Source organism: Pseudoalteromonas sp. NEC-BIFX-2020_002 (assembly GCF_013002825.1).
GTDB lineage: Bacteria > Pseudomonadota > Gammaproteobacteria > Enterobacterales > Alteromonadaceae > Pseudoalteromonas > Pseudoalteromonas neustonica.
In genome coordinates this window covers 12534-32549 of record NZ_JABEPJ010000018.1, presented here as the reverse complement: position 1 = coordinate 32549, position 20016 = coordinate 12534, and the positions used below count along the sequence as shown (strand labels likewise).

Annotated in this window: 22 protein-coding genes; 15 read left to right on the top strand and 7 right to left on the bottom strand. The window is 40.2% G+C overall.

The window, feature by feature from the left end; genetic code table 11:
* Positions 1-52 precede the first annotated feature (52 nt).
* From rpoE to pdxJ, 10 genes are all read left to right on the top strand, one after another.
* On the top strand, positions 53-634 hold the full coding sequence (gene rpoE / locus HJP15_RS17325; RefSeq protein ID WP_054205403.1) for an RNA polymerase sigma factor RpoE: 582 nt from the start codon (positions 53-55) through the stop codon (positions 632-634).
* A 1-nt stretch (position 635) separates the two neighbouring features.
* The gene (locus HJP15_RS17320; RefSeq protein ID WP_169327869.1) at positions 636-1247 is read left to right on the top strand and encodes a sigma-E factor negative regulatory protein; all 612 of its coding nucleotides are present in this window, start codon (positions 636-638) and stop codon (positions 1245-1247) included.
* Positions 1248-1251: 4 nt separating this feature from the next.
* Positions 1252-2208 (top strand): MucB/RseB C-terminal domain-containing protein, encoded by a 957-nt coding sequence (locus HJP15_RS17315; protein WP_054453201.1) that lies wholly within the window; start codon positions 1252-1254, stop codon positions 2206-2208.
* Positions 2209-2222: 14 nt separating this feature from the next.
* A complete protein-coding gene (locus HJP15_RS17310) occupies positions 2223-2672 on the top strand; it encodes a SoxR reducing system RseC family protein (RefSeq protein WP_054205406.1) in 450 nt (149 codons plus the stop codon).
* A gap of 69 nt (positions 2673-2741) precedes the next feature.
* Complete coding sequence (gene lepA, locus HJP15_RS17305; protein WP_054205407.1) at positions 2742-4529, top strand: translation elongation factor 4; 1788 nt, start codon at positions 2742-2744, stop codon at positions 4527-4529.
* A gap of 40 nt (positions 4530-4569) precedes the next feature.
* Positions 4570-5505: a signal peptidase I gene (lepB, locus tag HJP15_RS17300; protein WP_054205408.1), complete on the top strand. Its 936-nt coding sequence runs from the start codon at positions 4570-4572 to the stop codon at positions 5503-5505.
* Positions 5506-5507: 2 nt separating this feature from the next.
* The gene (rnc, locus tag HJP15_RS17295) at positions 5508-6185 is read left to right on the top strand and encodes a ribonuclease III (protein ID WP_054205409.1); all 678 of its coding nucleotides are present in this window, start codon (positions 5508-5510) and stop codon (positions 6183-6185) included.
* Complete coding sequence (era, locus tag HJP15_RS17290) at positions 6175-7107, top strand: GTPase Era (protein WP_054205410.1); 933 nt, start codon at positions 6175-6177, stop codon at positions 7105-7107. The genes rnc and era overlap by 11 nt, the downstream gene beginning before the upstream one ends.
* Positions 7108-7124: 17 nt before the next feature.
* Positions 7125-7817 carry a DNA repair protein RecO gene (gene recO, locus HJP15_RS17285; protein WP_054205411.1) on the top strand — a complete coding sequence of 231 codons (693 nt, stop codon included), beginning with the start codon at positions 7125-7127 and terminating at the stop codon, positions 7815-7817.
* 36 nt (positions 7818-7853) lie between these two features.
* Positions 7854-8585, top strand: coding sequence for a pyridoxine 5'-phosphate synthase (gene pdxJ, locus HJP15_RS17280; RefSeq protein WP_170174232.1), 732 nt, complete (start codon positions 7854-7856; stop codon positions 8583-8585).
* A 62-nt stretch (positions 8586-8647) separates the two neighbouring features.
* Here the strand turns inward: pdxJ and HJP15_RS17275 are convergent, their stop codons facing one another.
* Positions 8648-8839, bottom strand: coding sequence for a hypothetical protein (locus HJP15_RS17275; protein ID WP_054205413.1), 192 nt, complete (start codon positions 8837-8839; stop codon positions 8648-8650).
* Positions 8840-8896: 57 nt separating this feature from the next.
* Positions 8897-9070 (bottom strand): DUF1328 domain-containing protein, encoded by a 174-nt coding sequence (locus tag HJP15_RS17270; RefSeq protein WP_064485886.1) that lies wholly within the window; start codon positions 9068-9070, stop codon positions 8897-8899.
* 525 nt (positions 9071-9595) lie between these two features.
* On the opposite strand from HJP15_RS17270, the gene HJP15_RS17265 reads away from it, so the two are divergent.
* The 4 genes from HJP15_RS17265 (at position 9596) to HJP15_RS17250 (ending at position 13498) form a co-directional block, all read left to right on the top strand.
* On the top strand, positions 9596-9841 hold the full coding sequence (locus tag HJP15_RS17265; protein ID WP_054453205.1) for an OadG family protein: 246 nt from the start codon (positions 9596-9598) through the stop codon (positions 9839-9841).
* A 10-nt stretch (positions 9842-9851) separates the two neighbouring features.
* The gene (gene oadA, locus HJP15_RS17260; protein ID WP_054205415.1) at positions 9852-11627 is read left to right on the top strand and encodes a sodium-extruding oxaloacetate decarboxylase subunit alpha; all 1776 of its coding nucleotides are present in this window, start codon (positions 9852-9854) and stop codon (positions 11625-11627) included.
* Between the two features lie 12 nt (positions 11628-11639).
* Entirely contained in the window at positions 11640-12770 is a 1131-nt protein-coding gene (locus tag HJP15_RS17255) for a sodium ion-translocating decarboxylase subunit beta (RefSeq protein ID WP_054205416.1), read from the top strand.
* 536 nt (positions 12771-13306) lie between these two features.
* On the top strand, positions 13307-13498 hold the full coding sequence (locus HJP15_RS17250) for a hypothetical protein (protein WP_170174231.1): 192 nt from the start codon (positions 13307-13309) through the stop codon (positions 13496-13498).
* A 395-nt stretch (positions 13499-13893) separates the two neighbouring features.
* Here the strand turns inward: HJP15_RS17250 and HJP15_RS17245 are convergent, their stop codons facing one another.
* The gene (locus tag HJP15_RS17245; RefSeq protein WP_054205417.1) at positions 13894-15207 is read right to left on the bottom strand and encodes a peptidoglycan DD-metalloendopeptidase family protein; all 1314 of its coding nucleotides are present in this window, start codon (positions 15205-15207) and stop codon (positions 13894-13896) included.
* 150 nt (positions 15208-15357) lie between these two features.
* Between HJP15_RS17245 and tyrS the strand changes: the two genes are divergently transcribed.
* Positions 15358-16557: a tyrosine--tRNA ligase gene (gene tyrS, locus HJP15_RS17240; RefSeq protein WP_169327878.1), complete on the top strand. Its 1200-nt coding sequence runs from the start codon at positions 15358-15360 to the stop codon at positions 16555-16557.
* A gap of 49 nt (positions 16558-16606) precedes the next feature.
* Here tyrS and HJP15_RS17235 read toward each other — a convergent pair whose 3' ends face one another.
* The 4 genes from HJP15_RS17235 to folE2 all read right to left on the bottom strand — a co-directional run bounded on the left by HJP15_RS17235 (position 16607) and on the right by folE2 (position 19991).
* Entirely contained in the window at positions 16607-17554 is a 948-nt protein-coding gene (locus HJP15_RS17235; protein ID WP_054205419.1) for a cobalamin biosynthesis protein CobD/CbiB, read from the bottom strand.
* Position 17555: 1 nt separating this feature from the next.
* Positions 17556-18263, bottom strand: coding sequence for a 5'-methylthioadenosine/S-adenosylhomocysteine nucleosidase (gene mtnN, locus HJP15_RS17230; protein ID WP_054453209.1), 708 nt, complete (start codon positions 18261-18263; stop codon positions 17556-17558).
* 110 nt (positions 18264-18373) lie between these two features.
* Positions 18374-18967, bottom strand: a complete 594-nt coding sequence (locus HJP15_RS17225; RefSeq protein WP_170174230.1) for a DUF2726 domain-containing protein — start codon at positions 18965-18967, stop codon at positions 18374-18376.
* 103 nt (positions 18968-19070) lie between these two features.
* Complete coding sequence (gene folE2 / locus HJP15_RS17220; RefSeq protein WP_054205422.1) at positions 19071-19991, bottom strand: GTP cyclohydrolase FolE2; 921 nt, start codon at positions 19989-19991, stop codon at positions 19071-19073.
* Positions 19992-20016 lie beyond the last annotated feature (25 nt).

Here is a 20016-nt window from a genome sequence, read left to right as displayed (position 1 = left end):
TGGCTAAGATATGAATAACAAGCAATAATTAGATATAGGAGTACCGGCTCGAATGAGCGAGCAGGATTTGGATTTAGCGCTAGTAAAAAGGGTCCAGCAAGGCGATAAAAATGCCTTCAATCTTTTAGTAAAGAAGTATCAGAATAAAATCGCTGGTTTGATTTCACGTTACGTATCAAATCAAGGTGATATTGCTGATGTAGCACAAGAGGCGTTTATTAAAGCGTATCGTGCTCTTCCTAACTTTAGAGGGGACAGTGCCTTTTATACTTGGTTATACCGTATCGCCGTTAATTGTGCTAAAAATTACTTAGTGGCTCAGGGTCGCAAACCGCCAGCAAATGATATAGATGCTGACGATGCCGAATTTTACGATGGCGCAGATGCAATGCGTTCAAATGCATCCCCTGAAAACTTGTTATTAAGCGAAGAAGTTCGCGCAGTTATTTTTAGCACCATTGATAGTTTGCCTGAAGATCTTAAAACCGCAATCACCCTACGAGAAATCGAAGGGATGAGCTATGAAGAAATAGCAGTGGTGATGGATTGCCCAGTCGGGACGGTGCGTTCGCGTATTTTCCGTGCCCGTGAAGCAATTGATAACAAATTAAACCCATTAATAGGCGAGTCTTAATATGACAAAAGCAGACGTTAACAAGTTGGATAATCAACATCTATCCGCATTACTTGACGGCGAACAACCACTAGAGAATCAAGTGTTAGCATCTGATGATGCTGCTACTTTTGGTCGTTACGCATTGATTGGTGATGCTATGCGTGCTGAGTCAGATAATGCCTTCGTTATAGATATCAGTGATAGCGTTGCAAAAGCACTAGAAAGTGAACCTGTGTATGCTGACTTTAGTCAAAAACAGGCACAGCCTACACCTCTAGTGGCAAACGGCACCGATAATGTAGTGGCATTTAACTGGCGTAAACCAATTTCACAGTTGGCTATTGCAGCCAGTGTGGCAATGTTTGCGATTGTTGGTGTTCAGACTTTGCCACAAGGTGAAAATTCATCGGCGAATGAAATTCCAATGCTACAAACAACACCTTTAACGGGTGTTGCGTCTCCAGTGAGTTATTCATCAGAACCAGCGCTTGAAAATGCAGAGCAAGGTTTACGTGAGTTACAGCAGCAGCGCATAGGCGCTTTAGTTCTTGAGCATCAACGCCAAGCACGAGTTGCATATTCATTAGAAAAAGCCCACACTAAGGCGCAAGCCGAAGAGGAAAAAAACTAATTTAATGAAAGTTATTACTTTTATTTTGTCGTTGGTATTAATGGCTCCAGCCTTTGCTGACGACGAAAACCCCGCTAAAGAGCTACTGCTCCAGATGGCTGATGCCGTCCACAACCGCAACTTTGATGCCTCTTTTGTTGTCGTCAAAGGTAAAGCGATGGAACCCTATCGTTGGTTACATGCAAAACAAGGTGACACCGAACTTGAGCATTTAAGCTTACTTAATGGTGCTGGCCTAGAAATGGTTAGAATTAATAACCAAGTAACTTATTTTGAGCCTCAATCTGCGCCTTATTCAATTGCTACAGACTCTATTGCAGGTCCGATTCCAGAAGTTCTATTCAAAAATATTGAACGATTAAGTTTGCACTATGATTTTGTTTTAGGGGGTAAAGGACGTATTGCTGGACGTGCTGCTCAATTAGTTCGTATTGAATCAAAAGATGAATATAAGTATAATTATTGGCTCTGGCTAGATGCAGAATCATCCTTGTTGCTTAAATCTGCGTATGTTAATCACGCCGGTGAAATGCTAGAGCAGCTTCAATTAACACATATTAGTGTGACCGAAGAGCCTGCGCCACTGTTATTAGAAATGCTTAATCGTCAATTTCCAACGTCATTACCGGCCGTTGAAGTTTCTAATAAAGAGTCAAAAACAGCGGGTAATAATTGGCAAATCGGTTGGTTACCTGATGGGTTTAGTTTACTTAAATCAGATCGCCATAAATTAGATTTAAACAATGAACTGACTGATTATTATCTATATTCAGATGGTTTTGTTGAAGTGTCGGTGTTTGTTCAACGACCTTTACCAGGGCGCAGACCGAGTGGTTCTTTATCATCAGGAGCTACAACTGTTTATGTTCATAATGCTGGAAGCTTTGATGTGTCGGTGGTGGGAAATATACCAGCAATGACCGCCAAGGCAATTGCTGAGTCGGTTGCAAGACCATTGTAAATTAAAAGCAGATAATGATAGAACAAACCCTTACAGTGGTGTCAATTGATGGCGCCACTGCGCATTTAGAAGCTCAACAAAAAAAAGCTTGCGAAGGCTGTAATGGTCGCTGTGGCTCTCAAGTGTTTGGCAAACTATTTGGCACCGCTAAAAAAACCTTTCCTTACCAATTTGAAACTGTTGTTGCTGTCGGGCAAAAAGTGACACTTGCGCTAGACGATAGTCACATGGTAAAACATGCCTTTGCAGTATATATGCTGCCTTTAGTCTTGGGGTTAGTGTTTTCTCTGATCGCTGCTGAGTTTTTTTCTGCGCCAGAATGGTTACAAATAATTGCCGCTATAAGTGGTGGTTTTACTGGCTTTGCTGTAGCTAAAAGTCGAGTGAAAAGTCTCAAACATGACATCAAAGTAATAAAAATTCATCCAATTAGCCTCCCTTTAACTCAAATAGATGGTGATTGAAGCCAATTAAATGTAAAATTGCGGCTTTATACACTCAATCAATTAAAATAGAAGTTTAGAATCCAGTTTATGAAGCATATCCGTAATTTTTCGATCATCGCCCATATTGACCACGGTAAATCGACCCTTTCTGATCGTTTGATCCAAGTTTGTGGCGGTTTAACTGACCGTGAAATGCAAAAACAAGTATTGGATTCAATGGATATAGAGCGCGAACGTGGCATCACGATTAAAGCGCAAAGTGTAACCTTAAATTATAAAGCAAATGATGGTGAAACTTACCAGCTAAACTTTATCGATACACCAGGACACGTTGATTTTACTTATGAAGTATCACGTTCATTGGCTGCCTGTGAAGGCGCATTACTTGTAGTAGATGCAGGCCAAGGTGTTGAGGCGCAAACATTAGCAAATTGTTATACCGCCATAGAAATGAATTTAGAAGTTATACCAGTACTAAATAAAATCGATTTACCACAAGCAGATCCACTTCGCGTTGCTGAAGAAATTGAAGATATTATTGGTATTGATGCGCTTGATGCTGTGCAATGTAGCGCTAAAACAGGTGTTGGTATTGCTGAAGTTCTTGAAATGATTGTCAGAGATGTACCATCGCCAGAAGGTGATAAAGACGCGCCATTACAAGCATTAATTATCGACTCTTGGTTTGACCCGTATCAAGGTGTTGTATCACTTGTACGTATTAAACACGGTGAACTACGCATCGGCGACAAAATTAAAATCATGTCGAATGAGCATATTCATACTGCAGATCAAGTTGGTGTATTTACACCAAAGCAAACAAACACCGGTATTTTAAGAACTGGCGAAGTAGGCTTTGTTATTGCTGGTATTAAGGAAATACATGGCGCGCCAGTTGGCGATACGATTACCCATCAAAAAAATGCAGCGCCTGCTCGCTTACCTGGTTTTCAAAAAATTAAACCACAAGTATATGCGGGTATGTTCCCTATTGCGTCAGATGAATATGAATCGTTCCGTGATGCCCTGAATAAACTAAGTCTTAACGATGCGTCGTTATTCTTTGAACCAGAGAATTCTACCGCACTTGGTTTTGGTTTTCGTTGTGGCTTTTTAGGCATGCTGCACATGGAAATTATTCAAGAGCGTTTAGAACGTGAATACGATATTGATCTAATTACCACTGCGCCTACTGTAATCTATGAAATAGTAACAAAAGAAGGTACTTTTCAGATTGATAATCCGTCTGACCTTCCGGCAGTAAATGATATTCAAGAAATTCGAGAGCCAATTGTAGAAGCAAATATCCTTGTTCCTCAAGAGTACTTAGGTAATGTTATTACCCTATGTATAGAGAAACGAGGAATGCAAACTAAAATGAGTTACCACGGTAAACAAGTAGCCGTAACGTATGAGCTACCAATGGCTGAAGTAGTAATGGACTTTTTTGATAAATTAAAGTCAACCAGCCGTGGTTTTGCATCGCTTGATTACAACTTTAAGCGTTTTCAAACGTCAGACATGGTACGTGTTGATATTTTAATAAATGCTGAGCGTGTTGATGCACTTGCGATTATTGTACACAGAGACAGTGCACAATCTCGTGGTCGTCAGTTAGCTGATGCACTTAAAGAGCTTATTCCACGTCAAATGTTTGATATTGCAATTCAGGCGGCAATTGGCGCGCATGTTATTGCACGTACAACCGTTAAGCAGTTACGTAAAAATGTAATCGCCAAGTGTTACGGTGGTGACGTAAGTCGTAAGAAAAAACTGCTTAAAAAGCAAAAAGATGGTAAAAAACGTATGAAGCAAGTTGGTAATGTTGAAGTGCCACAAGAAGCGTTTTTAGCAATTCTTAAAGTTGGTAAGTAAGGCTTCGTAACCCAGTTTCGTAAGAGAAAGGATTTAATGTATGGCAGGTTATTTTTCAATATTTTTAGTGCTATTAACATTAGGCTCAGGCTTAATTTGGTTAATTGACCATCTAATGTTTGCGCCAAAAAGACAGCAACGCTTAGCTCTTGCACAAAGTTCTGCTGGCGGCGAGCTAGATGAAGAAACTGCCGCATTAATTGCGCCTGAGCCGACATTGACAGAGACTGCTAAGTCGATTTTCCCGATGATCGCAGCAATTACTATTTTTAGGTCGTTTTTATTTGAACCGTTTCAAATTCCGTCAGGTTCAATGATGCCTACCTTGTTAGTGGGTGACTTTATTTTAGTGCAAAAGTATTCTTATGGGGTGAAAGACCCTGTATGGCGTACTCAGTTAGTCGATGTTGCTGAACCTGAACGCGGTGATATAGTGGTATTTAAATATCCATTAGATGAACGTATAGATTATATTAAACGAGCTATTGGTTTGCCTGGTGATAAAATTGTTTACCGTAACAAGCGTTTATATATTCAACCAAATTGCGCAGAGGGTGAAACTCAGCAGGGCGATTTATTGTGTAATGAATATAATAAGATTGATATGGAAATCATCAATCGTGATGAATTTAAGCAAGGCTCTATGGATTTAGTGCGTTTAAATGAAAATTTAACGACGCTAAAACATGATATTTTAATAAACCCAGAAGCGCTGGAAATGAAAGGGCGTTACTATCAACAGCCGGGTACACGTTCTGATGAATGGGTAGTACCGGCTGATCATTATTTTATGATGGGTGACAACCGCGATAACAGCCAAGATAGTCGCGTATGGGGCTTTGTGCCAAAAGAAAACTTGGTGGGTAAAGCTGTCTTTATATGGATGAGTTTTGAATTTGATAATGGCCCAGATGACATTGTACCAGGCTGGGTTCCAACTGGTGTTCGTTTTGAACGCCTAGGTAATATTCAGTAACAATGAAAAAAAATGTAACAGAGCTATATAGCAAAATAGGGTATACCTTTATTGATCAAGCATTGCTTGAGCAGGCGATGACCCATCGCAGCCATAAAGGACAACATAACGAGCGCCTAGAGTTTTTAGGTGATTCAATTTTAAGTTTTGTCATTGCAAATGCATTATATGGCAAATTCCCTAAAGCCCGAGAAGGTGACTTGAGCCGTATGCGCTCAACGCTTGTTCGTGGTCAAACGTTAGCCGAATTTGGCTTGGAGTTTGGTTTAGGTGATTACCTGCGTTTAGGTCCAGGTGAGCTTAAAAGTGGCGGCTTTCGACGTGAGTCAACTTTAGCTGATGCGGTTGAAGCCATAATCGGTGCTGTATTTTTAGATGCAGGTATAGATGTTTGTGGTGATTTAATTTTGGCTTGGTACGAACCTCGCCTTGATGCTATTTCACCAGGCTTAAACCAAAAAGACCCTAAAACGCTATTACAAGAGTATTTACAAGCTCGAAAACTACCTTTGCCAGGCTACACCGTAGTTGATACTAAAGGTCAGGCGCACAATCAAACATTCACGGTAGAATGTATAGTTGAAGGTATGGATAGCATCATCTCAGTAGGTAGTTCACGTCGTAAGGCTGAACAAAAAGCCGCTGAAAAAGCACTTAAGATACTTAAAAATGAACCTTGATACACTGATCCAGCCTCATACAGGTGAAGTTGATACGTTTTGCGGCATGGTCGCCATTGTTGGTCGACCAAACGTAGGTAAATCTACGTTGCTAAACGAAATTATTGAACAAAAAGTGAGTATAACCTCACGCAAACCGCAAACAACGCGCCACCGTATCATGGGTATTCATACCGAAGGTAAGCATCAGGCTGTTTACGTCGATACACCGGGGCTGCACGTTGAAGAAAAGCGTGCCATTAACCGTTTAATGAATCGCGCAGCATCTAGCTCAATCGGTGATGTAGAACTTATTATATTTGTTGTTGAAGGCACTCATTGGAATGCTGACGATGACATGGTGCTAAATAAAGTATCACAAAGCGGTAAACCAGTATTATTGGTTATTAATAAAATAGACCAAGTAAAGGACCGTGATCTTGTACTGCCACATATGAAGTGGTTAGGTGACAAGTTTGATTTTGTTGGTATTATGCCCGTATCTGCGACGCAGGGTAAAAATATTAACCTAATCAAAGATGAAGTAACAAAACGTTTACCACCGTGTGAGTTTTACTTTCCTGAAGATTATGTAACCGATCGCTCAATGCGCTTTATGGCGGCTGAAGTGATCCGTGAAAAGTTAATGCGTTTTATGGGTGAGGAATTACCTTATTCAGTAACTGTCGAAATTGAGCAGTTTAAATGGCAAGAAAACGGCATTTGGCATATCAATGGCTTAATCTTGGTTGAGCGTGAAACTCAAAAACGCATGGTAATTGGTAACAAAGGCGAAAAGCTGAAAGTTATTGGCCGTGAAGCACGTAAAGATCTTGAAGAAATGCTCGATAACAAAGTATTTTTAGAGCTTTGGGTGAAAGTTAAATCAGGTTGGGCTGACGATGAGCGTGCACTTCGCAGCTTAGGTTACGGTGAAGATTAATCACTTAAGTTACCGTTATGGATAGCGACTTCTACACAGCATATTTATTACATCGGCGTCCTTTTAGTGACTCGCAAGTAATGCTTGATATGCTGGTAGAAGGCGTTGGACAACTACGAATGCTTGCTCGCATAAGTGGTCGCCAGTCAACCAAACATAAAGCGCAGCTGCAACCTTTCCAAGCATTACTCGTAAACTATACGGGTAAAAATGATCTTAAATACATTCAACGTTTCGAATTGCATGGTACGCAATCCCCTTTAGTAGGCGATCAGCTTTACTGCGGCTTCTACTTAAATGAGTTAACAAATCGGATTGTGCCAATCAATGAGCCCATTGATCATGCCTATGAGCTTTATCGAACTCACTTACAGCAGCTAAATAAGCACCCTAATTTGCAAGCTGTATTACGCTCTTATGAATTTCAGTTACTAGAGCTTTTGGGTTATGGCGTTGATTTTAGTTTTGATGCCGCAGGCGATCCAATCACCTCAAAACAAACGTATAGTTATTTTGCTGAATATGGCTTTGTTGCACAGGAAAATCATGGCAGTGGCTTTTTAGGGGCGCAATTAAATGCGATTGCTGCTCATGACTTTAGTGCGCCGGATGTGTTATATATGGCAAAACAATTAAGTCGTCATTTAATGAAACCCTTACTGGGTAAAAAACCATTAAAAAGTAGAGAGCTTTTTAAACCGCAATCTTAGTACGGTATTTTTAACCGTTATTTTACAGGTAAAAAAATGAAAGATATTCTTTTGGGTATAAACGTTGATCATATTGCTACTTTACGCCAAGCCCGCGGTACTAGTTACCCGGATCCAGCTCATGCGGCAAGTGTTGCGGAGCATGCTGGTGCTGATGGGATCACCATTCATTTGCGTGAAGATCGCCGTCATATTCAAGATCGTGACGTATATGTGATGGCTAAAACAATTCAAACGCGTATGAACCTTGAAATAGCTGTTACTGATGAAATGATTGATATTGCGTTGGATGTAAAACCGGCTTACGTTTGCTTAGTACCAGAGAAACGGGAAGAGTTAACTACCGAAGGTGGCTTAGATGTTGTGGGTAACTTAGATAAAATTAAAGCCGCAACTGCAAAGCTGAGTGATGCAGGAATTAAAGTTTCATTATTTATTGACGCAGATAAAGCGCAATTAGATGCCGCTAAAGCATGTAATGCTCCTTACGTTGAAATACATACTGGCGCTTATGCAGATGCGCAAACTGACGCAGAGATGGGCAAAGAGCTTGAACATATTCGACAAGGTGTGAAATATGCGGCAGGTTTAGGGCTAATCGTCAATGCAGGGCATGGCCTTCATTATCACAACGTGAAGCCGATTGCCGCGATGGAAGAGATTTACGAGTTAAATATTGGCCACGCAATTGTTGCGCGTGCAGCCATTGATGGTTTAGATAAAGCAGTACGTGACATGAAGCGACTAATGCTTGAAGCACGGGCTTAAAGTTTGAATTCAGTCTAATAAAAAAAACGACTCAAAAGAGTCGTTTTTTTAAACTTACTTTATTAGCAGTTTGTTTCTTCAGCATTTACACCTTCTTTTACTTTTTCACAGGCGTCTTCGACTTTGTTTTGTACATCGGTTACAGCTTCATCTATGCGCTCACCTGCTTCTTCTGCGTGATTGTCTTCACAACCCATAATAAAAAAACTAGCGAAAAGGGCGATAACGGCTGTTTTTACTGTTGTAGATTTCATAATGTAATTCCTTGTAAATAAATATAGTGGTAATACTGTTGCGTTACTTTGTCTCAGCTACTTGGGCACGTTGCCACGTAGTGCGCCTGATACAAGAGAGATAACTAACAATACTAAAAAGATAAAAAATATAATCTTAGCAATTCCTGCTGCGGCACCTGCGATGCCACCAAAACCTAACACTGCAGCAATAAGTGCAATAACTAAAAATGTAATTGTCCAGCGTAACATTGTTTTCTCCTTGGTTAATTTGTACATATTAGATAATGCCATTTACATGCCAATATTAAAGTCCTTTAAAATCAGCTATTTACTTTTTCATTCGTTATAGGGAACAGTTTCATAGGAAATATTTACACGCTTTATGTGTAACTTGTTCTTAAGTAAAAAAAGGAATGTAAAATCACCACACTATTGGTAAGACCAATTAATTTAAGTGGTTTTTAGAAAAGAAATATTATCAAATATAGAGACTGCATAAATAGGGATGGAGCTTTGCATTCTATAGCTTATAAGTTTTGGCTATATTCGCTATTTTTATCATCTATATCTTGAAAAATAATAGCGATTTGTCGGGTGTTAAATTTAATGTGGGTATGTTAGCTTTATATTAATTGGTTTTACCAATTTACAAAGTGTTGGAAATGGTTAATTACTTTGATATGATTGTTGCATAGTTATTTATATAAAGTGGTTTTTTACCTGCTTTTGTTGCTTTGTTAACTATCAGGTATTGAATATATAAAGGGGCAGAGTATGAATATAGGTGAGTTACTAGCGACAGCAGCAAATTTGATGGCAACAGGCATGGTGGGCGTTTTTGTTTTTCTTTCATTGTTGATTTCAGCAATTGTATTAATGTCTAAGGTGGCGAGTCGTTTTGAGCAACCTATAGATGTACCAGCTCGTGCGCCATCAATCAAAGCGCAAGGTGTGCCAGATGCACACATTGCCGCAATTAGTGCTGCCATCGCTCAGTACAAAAATAAACAAAAATTATAAGGGGTGACTTATGGCTAAATTAAAACTAACAGAACTGGTACTTCGTGATGCTCATCAATCATTATTAGCAACGCGTATGCGTTTAGATGACATGTTACCTATTGCTGAAAAACTTGATGATGCAGGTTATTGGTCGATCGAATCATGGGGCGGTGCAACATTTGATTCGTGTATTCGCTATTTAGGAGAAGATCCATGGGAGCGTATTCGCGCCCTTAAAAAAGCAATGCCGAATACAAAGCAACAAATGCTGTTACGTGGTCAAAATCTTTTAGGTTACCGTCATTATGCTGATGATGTGGTAGAAAAATTTGTTGAGCGTGCACATAAAAATGGTGTAGATGTCTTTCGTATTTTTGATGCAATGAATGACGTGCGTAATTTAGAAACGGCAATCAAAGCCGCAATCAAAGTTGGTGCCCATGCACAAGGTACAATTTCATACACAGTAAGCCCAGTCCATACACTGGAGATGTGGCTAACACTTGCAAAACAGCTTGAAGATCTTGGTTGTCATTCAATTTGTATCAAAGATATGGCAGGTTTACTTAAACCATATGATGCTGAAAAGTTGATTAAAGGTTTAAAAGAAACGGTTTCTATACCAATTGCAATGCAATGTCATGCAACAACAGGTTTAAGTACAGCAACCTATCAAAAAGCGATTGATGCTGGCATCGATATGCTTGATACCGCTATTTCCTCAATGAGTATGACTTATGGACACAGTGCAACAGAGACCATTGTTTCTATAGTTGAAGGAACTGAGCGCGATACTGAACTTGATTTGAATCAGCTCGAAGAGATTGCCGCTTACTTCCGTGATGTACGTAAAAAGTATGCTGCATTTGAAGGCAGTTTAAAAGGTGTTGATGGTCGTATATTATTAGCGCAAGTGCCTGGCGGCATGTTAACTAACATGGAAAATCAACTTAAAGAACAAGGCGCAGCAGATAAACTTGATCAAGTGTTGCTTGAAATACCACGCGTTCGTGAAGATTTAGGTTTCTTGCCTTTAGTGACACCTACCTCGCAAATTGTAGGCACACAAGCTGTTTTAAATGTACTGACAGGTGAGCGTTATAAAACAATCACTAAAGAAACGGCAGGTGTATTAAAAGGTGAGTACGGAGCAACACCAGCGCCAATGAATAAAGAGCTACAAGAGCGCGTGCTTGATGGTGCAGACGTTATTACTTGTCGTCCTGCTGATTTATTAAAACCAGAACTTGAGACGCTGCAAGCTGAGTTATTAAAAGAAGCACAAGAGCAAGGTTTAATACTTGCTGATGAGCAAATAGACGACGTGCTAACGTATGCATTATTTCCACAAATTGGTTTGAAATTCATTAAAAACCGTAACAACCCTGATGCATTCGAAGCAATACCTGCGGCCCCAACGGCTCAATCAGAAAAACCAACTAAAACGAATAATAAAACAGTCACTGCTGAGCAGTACAGCGTAAAAGTTGATGGTAAAGTTTATGATGTAGTTGTTGCTCAAGGCGGTGAACTAAAAGAAGTTACTTTAAAAGACAGTGAGTTAATTCCCCAGTCTGCCTCAGTCGCATCAGGGGAGACATTGAATGCACCTCTTGCCGGTAATATCTTTAAAATTAAAGTTAAAGCAGGGCAAACGGTTAACGAAGGTGATGTAGTAATGATCATGGAAGCCATGAAAATGGAAACAGAGATCCGCGCTACACATGCAGGTACAATTGCTCAGATCCTAGTTTCTGAAGGTGACTCGGTTGTCACGGGTGATGCCATGATTTCATTAGCCTAGGAGTAAAGTAGGATGGAAGCATTATTGAATCTCTGGCATGCCACAGGTATTGCGAACTTTACATTTCCGGCATTGATTATGATTGCGGTGGGGTGCTTGTTATTGTATCTCGCAATTGCACGTAATTTTGAACCATTACTATTATTACCTATTGGCTTTGGCGCAATATTAACAAATATTCCTTTAGCGGGTTTATCAGACCCCGGCGGATTATTATATTACGTTTATCACATTGGTATTGATACAGGTGTATTTCCGTTATTAATATTCATGGGCGTTGGTGCGCTCACGGACTTTAGCGCCTTGATTGCTAACCCACGTATGTTATTGCTTGGTGCGGCGGCTCAGTTTGGTATTTTCGCGACATTATTCGGTGCTATCTTATTAAACTATGTACCAGGATTCGAATTTACTTTGCAGGATGCATCGGCAATCGCAATTATAGGTGGCGCAGATGGCCCTACGGCAATTTTCTTAGCCTCAAAGCTTGCTCCTGATTTACTTGGTGCAATCGCGGTCGCGGCTTATTCATATATGGCGTTGGTGCCAATTATTCAGCCACCAATCATGCGCGCACTAACAACACCAGAAGAGCGTCAAATTAAGATGCCACAGCTTCGTACAGTATCGAAAAAGGAAAAAATTATTTTCCCTCTAATGGTATTAAGCTTAACCATCTTATTTTTACCAGCGGCAACACCATTAGTTGGTATGTTCTGCTTAGGTAACTTAATGCGTGAATCAGGTGTGGTAGATCGTTTAAGTAACAGTGCTCAAAACGAGATTATTAATATTACAACGATTTTCCTCGGTTTAGCTGTTGGCTCTAAGTTAGCGGCCGATAAATTTTTAACCATAGAAACAATAGGTATTTTAGTTTTAGGTGCCTTAGCATTCTCTATCGGTACTGCATCGGGTGTATTTATGGCAAAAGGAATGAACAAGTTTTCTAAATCGCCAATTAATCCACTTATAGGCGCCGCAGGAGTATCAGCAGTCCCTATGGCTGCGCGGGTTGTAAATAAGGTTGGCCTTGAAAATAACCCACATAACTTCTTGTTAATGCATGCTATGGGCCCCAATGTAGCGGGTGTATTGGGCAGTGCAGTCGCTGCCGGTATTTTGTTAGCATTGGTAGGCTAACAATAACTAAATAAGATTTACTTCCAACCGACTGGCGCAGTGTAGACTGCGCTTTTTTTTGCCCTTAGGGTCTGTTGACCTTTTAGGGTTAAAATTTGTTCAAACTAGGGGCGATTTAATCGCGGCGCGAGATTTGTAACCTAGTGGGCTAAGTAAAAATCGAGCAAAGCTTCCGCGTCCTGCTCACGCCCTTTACCTACATCCGTGTAGGCAACAAAGAGTTAATCGCCCCTAGGCAGAACCCTTCGGGCAGCGCATGTTTGGCATTTATGCCGCGTTATCGCCTATTTATGGGGAATAACCACACTACATAGGCTCTGCCTTGTCTAAAAACCAAACGCGCAGCTGCAAATTTAACCTCGAAAGATAAACAGACCCTAGGTATACTCGATAGATATTGAATAAATAAGGAATGCTATGAATATCTTCGTGATTTTAATTTCACTGTTTGTCGCACTCATGATTCTAGTGCCATTACTTGAAAAGTATCAGTCGAAAATGGGCCTCGATGGCGCCACTAAATATGCAAAATATATTTGGCCACTGGTGATGATTTCATTGGTGGTGCAATTGATTTATATGTTGGTGAGGTAGAGCGTAGCCGTCAGCCGTCAGCCGTCAGCCGTCAGCCGTCAGCCGTCAGCCGTCAGCCGTCAGGTTCAGGGCAGCTAGGAGCGGTAAGTTTTAAGCTGCTCGGCGTTAAAATTGGCTACATAGATTGTGGTTGAACACCGCGAAACCCAACGAACAATATCCTGTCAGTCTGCATCAAGGCACTGCATTATCGGATGTCTAAAAGCGATAATGAGCTATTCATGAACCATTATGTGGGAAGTCAAGCTTTCAGCTTTTTAGACAATAACGATTTAACCTCACAAGGTTTAACGTCACTGATGGGAATTTGGATACATATTCATCACGTAAGGTGAACGCCAATTGCGTTTCCTATTAATAAAAAGCGCATGATGAGAGGTGTGCAGGGGGATTAGGGATCGCATCACATCAAACAGTTCAACAAAAAAACCGTTGCTACTTACATAACAACGGTTTTTAGAATTGCTTACAGCTTACAGCTTACAGCTTACAGCTTACAGCTTACAGCTTACAGCTTACAGCTTACAGCTTACTTAAGCGCTACTTGTAGCTCTCTGTTGCGCTCTAACTGCGCTAAAAAGTTATCTGCGATTGGCTTGAACTTAGCAAGTTCCGCGCGTGGCAGTGGTTCAGATTTTGGTAGCTTAACTGTTTTAGGGTTACGGTGAACGCCGTTAACTAAAAACTCATAGTGTAAGTGAGCGCCTGTTACGCGGCCAGTTGCGCCTACAGTACCAATTTTTTGGCCCTGTTTAACTTTTTGACCAGTTTTAACAGCACGTTTATTTAAGTGTAAGTACTTAGTTACGTACTGTGTGCCGTGGCTAATAAATACATAGTTACCATTATACTTACTGTAACCTGACTTAATTACCTTACCATTACCAGATGATACAACTGGCGTGCCAGTACGTGCTGCATAATCAATACCATTATGTGGTTTTACAGTTTTAGTGACTGGGTGCAAACGGCGTGGGTTAAAGCTTGAGCTTATGTATTTAAAGTTAACCGGTGCACGCAAAAAGGCTTTTTTCATACTACGCCCTTCAGGCGTATAAAAAGTATCATCGCTGTGGCGAATAGCCGCATAACGTTGGCCTTGGTTAATAAACTCAGCGGCAATAATTTTACCCGTACCAATAAATTCACCATCAACATAATGAGATTCGTAAATTAAGCCGAACTGATCGCCTTTACGGATATCATTGGCAAAATCCACGTCCCAGCCAAAAATATCAGCAAAGTTCATAATTTGGCGTTCGCTTAAGCCTGCAGCAATACCTGAAGTCCAAAAGCTATTGGTGATTTCACCGCCCGTTGAAGCGGTTAAAGTCTCTATTTCTTTACTATCAATAGATGTATCGTAGTTACCCTCGTCATTTAAGGTAACGAATAGAGTGTCTGTTTTTGAAATTACGTAACGTAACTGCGCTAACGAGCCATCTTCAGCTGTGGCGAAACTGAGTATTTCGCCAGGATGAATTTTAGTTAGCTTACGGGTTTCAGCATTGGTGTTCAGAAGTTTATGAACGGTTTGTGCGTTAAAACCTGCGCGTTTAAAAATCAGTGCTAAATTGTCACCGTTCTTTACTTTAAAATCGATTAGGTCATATTCGGGTAGCTTTGCTGCGTCTTCTTGCGAATTTAATTCAGTTAATTGCTCAATGTCATCAACTTTAACTTGTAACTCATAACGCTTTCCGATTTCAAGTGCATCTGCGTTATTGTCTTTAGAAGCGGTGGCTTTCTCTGAAGGAATAAGTGTTAGGGCAGCAATAGCAGAAACTAAACCTAAAATAAGCAACTTGTGTTTTTTTGGGATTTTGTGCACAACGTGAACCATAAGGTGCCTTTTTCTGCTGTCAAGATAATTAATCACTAATATTGCAGGATATACTTAATAAAGCGTTAATACCAGTGTTTTGTAGATTTAAACTGGGGCAGATTTACGCTAGAATCAACGCATAGACTGAATTTTTTGGAGTAATACACAGTGGATTTACAAACCGCTCTTGCAGAGATAAAACGCGGTGCAGAAGAAATATTAATTGAAGACGAATTAGTTGAAAAGCTAAAATCGGGTAAAAAGCTTAAGATCAAGGCGGGTTTTGATCCAACAGCCCCTGATTTACACTTAGGTCATACCGTGTTAATTAATAAAATGAAAACATTCCAAGACTTAGGTCACGAAGTGATTTTCTTAATTGGTGACTTTACCGGTATGATTGGTGATCCAACGGGGAAAAATATTACCCGTAAACCACTTACCCGTGAAGATGTATTAGCAAATGCTGAAACATATAAAGAGCAAGTATTTAAAATTCTTGATCCAGCTAAAACCACCGTTGCTTTTAACTCTAGCTGGATGGAAAATTTAGGCGCTGCAGGCATGATAAAATTAGCTGCTCGTCAAACGGTTGCTCGTATGCTTGAGCGTGATGACTTTAAAAAGCGTTATGCTGGCGGTCAATCAATAGCGATTCACGAGTTTTTGTATCCGTTGGTGCAAGGTTGGGATTCTGTGGCTCTTGAAGCTGATGTTGAGCTTGGCGGTACCGATCAACGTTTTAACTTGCTAATGGGTCGTGAATTACAAAAAGACGAAGGCCAAAAACCACAAACTGTATTGATGATGCCGTTGTTAGAAGGCACTGACGGTGTGCAAAAAATGTCTAAGTCATTAGGCAATTATATTGGTATCACTGATGCGCCTAACGACATGTTTGGCAAAATCATGTCAATTAGCGATGAATTAATGTGGCGTTATTATGATTTGCTAAGTAGCTTGTCAATTGATGAAATTGCTGACCTTAAAGATAAAGTTGCACAAGGTACTAACCCGCGCGATATTAAAATTGATTTAGCAAAAGAAATGATTGCGCGTTTTCATAGCGATGAAGCGGCTACAGGCGCTCATGATGACTTCATTAAACGTTTTCAGAAAAATGCGTTACCAGACGATATCCCAGATATGACAGTAACAATTGACGAAGATACAGTATTTATTACTAACTTACTTAAAGAAGCTGGGCTAGTTGCGAGTACTTCTGAAGCGATGCGTATGATTAAACAAGGCGCGGTTAAAATCAATGGCGAAGAAAAAGTCACTGATACTAAGCTTGAAATTAAAAAAGGCAGTACGGCTATTTATCAAGTAGGTAAACGTAAGTTTGCAAATATTACCTGTGCTTAACAGGTAAAGAATGAGAATTCAGTTTTAAAACCAGCTTCGGCTGGTTTTTTTATATAATTGTTTTAATTATCTCAATGCCAAAAATAAGCAATAACCAAAAAACTCGAGCTTGATTGAGCTGGCTCAAAAGTATCGGAATATCGGCTGCTTGAGGTAAGCGCTCGGTGCCTATGCGCATTTTATCAAAACGAGTGCCTTGATAAATCGCAGGCCCGCCTAATTGCACGCCGACCGATGCAGAACAACAGCTTAATAACCAACCACTATTAGTTTGATAGAAGTGTCTACCATAATGTTTTATATAATGAATGCTCAGCTTGCTGGCTTTACTGGCTGCAATTGTCAAAGCCAATAATCGGGTGGGCAGCCACTCAATAATATACAAAAGCCAAGCGAGTGGCTTTAAAAAAGGGCTGTTTGGCAAAGTGTTTTTACGCCAAGCTTGGTGCATCAAAGTGAGTAAACGATAAGACAATGCAGCCATTGGTCCAAATAGCAGGTAAATAAAGATAACGCTAAAATAATGACGCGCGACTCTTAATATCAACATCTCCATGGCAGCTTTACAAATACCAGTGCTTGATAACGCATTTACTTGACGGGCAAGTAGTGGTTTTAATAACTCTCGGGCAGTTGCTTTTTGGTTTTGCTTAACTAAACGTGCGATACGCAATGCTTTAGTTTCTATACTTCGCCATTCTAAACTTAAGTAAAGTATTAAACCGGCTAGTAGTTCAGGATAATAAGCAAATTCAATGAGTAGAACGACCAATGTCATGATCACTAAAAGCGTTAATATAAAACACAGGGAAGATGATAAATATAGGTAGCTTTTTGGTTCACGTTCACGATAAACACGTTTACCAAGCGCAGTAAAAACGGCCGTTAAAAATGTATTGGGGTGATACCAACTGACCAGAGGTAAAAAGCGCTCACTCAGGAGCGCTAATATAAATACAATAAAGTCCAAATGTTGCTGAACTAAATTGGGTAACACGTTATAGAGTTACCGCAGTTAACTTCTCTAGTAACGCGAGCACCATTTTTGATGAGTTAATTGAAGCGGTTTCTAGATATTCTTCAAATGATTGTGGTGACTCTTTGCCTGCAATGTCAGACATTGAGCGGATCACAACAAATGGTGTTTCAAGTGTAAAGCAGGCCTGTGCAATAGCTGCGCCTTCCATTTCTACGGCAAGCATTGTAGGAAAGTCAGCGCGGGCTTTATCAATACGTACAGGGTCACACATAAATGAATCGCCTGTGCAAATTAAGCCAATCAACGTTTTAACGTCACTAATGCTTTCAATACTTTGTTGCGCAGCGTCAATTAGCTTAGGATGCGCGGCAAAACCCGCTGGCATTTGTGGCACTTGGCCAATTTCGTAACCAAATGCGGTTACATCAACATCGTGATGACGAACTTCAGAAGAAATAACAACATCACCCACGCTTAATGACGGATCAAAACCACCGGCAGAACCCGTATTGATCACGCAATCAGGTTTAAAGTTATCAATTAACAGTGTTGTTGCAATACTTGACGCTACTTTACCAATACCTGATTGGACTAGAGTAACAGTGTTACCTGCTAGCTCACCAGTATAAAAAGTAAAACCTGCTTTAGTTAGAGTTTGTGGATTTTGCATCGCTTCACGCAAAATTTTAACTTCTGGCTCCATTGCGCCAATAATACCAACATTCATAATTTAAAATTCCTCGAATTAGATGGCTAGATTATACTGCAAAAATGGGAGTAGGGTAAAACAAACAAAAAATGCGAGCCTAAACTCGCATTTTGTTTTTACCGATGCTGCTATATTTCAGCTAGTGCAGTCGAATGGGCTTTTGCTTGCGAAGGAGATAACACTGCTGGTTTGGTCACTCTATTTCGGCTTGGGCGAATACTCGGTGCAGCAGGTTTGCCTAATTTAAACATAATGGCGTCTCGTACTTCGCTTGGGCGATAACCCGATTTTACTTTCATACGAATATGCGGGATACCAGCGGCCTCTAATGCACCATTTACAAACCAATCGCGCTGCGCTTTGTGGCCATCTTTATTTGCATTGTTAACTAAATCAACAGCGGCAACGATAGTCATTTTTTCTTTATCGATTAATACGTAATCCAGTTGTTTGTTCTTTGCTTTAGCAATAGCTGCACGTTTTGCTTTAGGCGATAAGCCATGTTTGCAATCAATGATATCAATTAATTTAACGCGGCTAACAATCTTGTATTGATCGCCAACAGCACGTTCTAAAAGATTTAAAAAGGCACTTTCAACTTGCGTAAATACACTATCTTTACGGGTGAAAGGGTAAGGGTTTCCGCCATCATCGGTAAACTTTGACGCAACAACAGATGCCCCTACGACTAAAACTAAAATTGATAATAAAGCGAATTCCATACGGTAACTCCACAACAACAAATTGACACTGTAAATTACAAAGCAATTTGTGTGCCTAAGTGTTGTGGTGTTACGTATTTATATTAAACGGGTATGGTTTATATTAAGGTTGATAACCATTGGCAACGCCTTTAACTGCAATTGCAACAGCATCATGGGCATGCAGTGACTCGTAATGATTTATTTGTAACCAGTAATCAGCGTATTGTTCACTTTCTAGTACGGCTTTTATTTTCCGTGCCGCATCTTCGCAAAACATCAGGTTTTGACCGTTTAAGCGAGCAAACTCTTGCTCATCTTCACGTTTAACCGCAGCCTGAACAGGGGTTTTAAGCTCATTTTCGAGTGTATCTACCAGGCTTAAAATATCAAATTCAGTAATATTACGATCTAACTTAATTTTGACGTTAGCAATAGAGCGTTGTGAGTGCGGCGTTGCGATTATGCCATCTGTACTACCAAGCCAATTAATTACTTCTTCGTGATTAAGTGGTTGTTGGTTAAATTTTTCCACAAAGGCATTTTGAATAAGTTGGCGCGCTAGTGCCGCTGAGCATGGGCATGTTGACGAATAAGTTACATCAAGGCTTAGTTCAAAGCTTAGTTGCCCGCGGTCAATTTTTGCCTCTAGAGTGATAGGGTAGCTTTTCCAGCCAGCTTTACCGCTTAAAAGTGACTTTCTGCGCAGTGGAAGCTCAAATTTAAATTCAATTTTTGCTTGATCACTCAGCCCTTCATGGCTTGAAATAAAAGTATCCAAAGCTTGTGATAGGGTACTAGGGTTAACATGTTGTTCGGTAGATAAGGTATCTAATGCTAAAAACAATCGCGACATATGAATGCCTTTTGCATCTTCTTTGTGAAGATTAACAAAGGCGCGAGCTTTTGCATTAACGTTTACAGGCGCAAGACCCCGAGATTCAAAAATAAACGGCAGTTCAATATCAGCCATACCAACCCAGTCTAATTTACCAGTTTGTAAGGCGGGAGCCGTATCTGCTATATCGGGCATGTTGGTTTGCATTGCAAGTCTCGTTGTTGGCAATTGT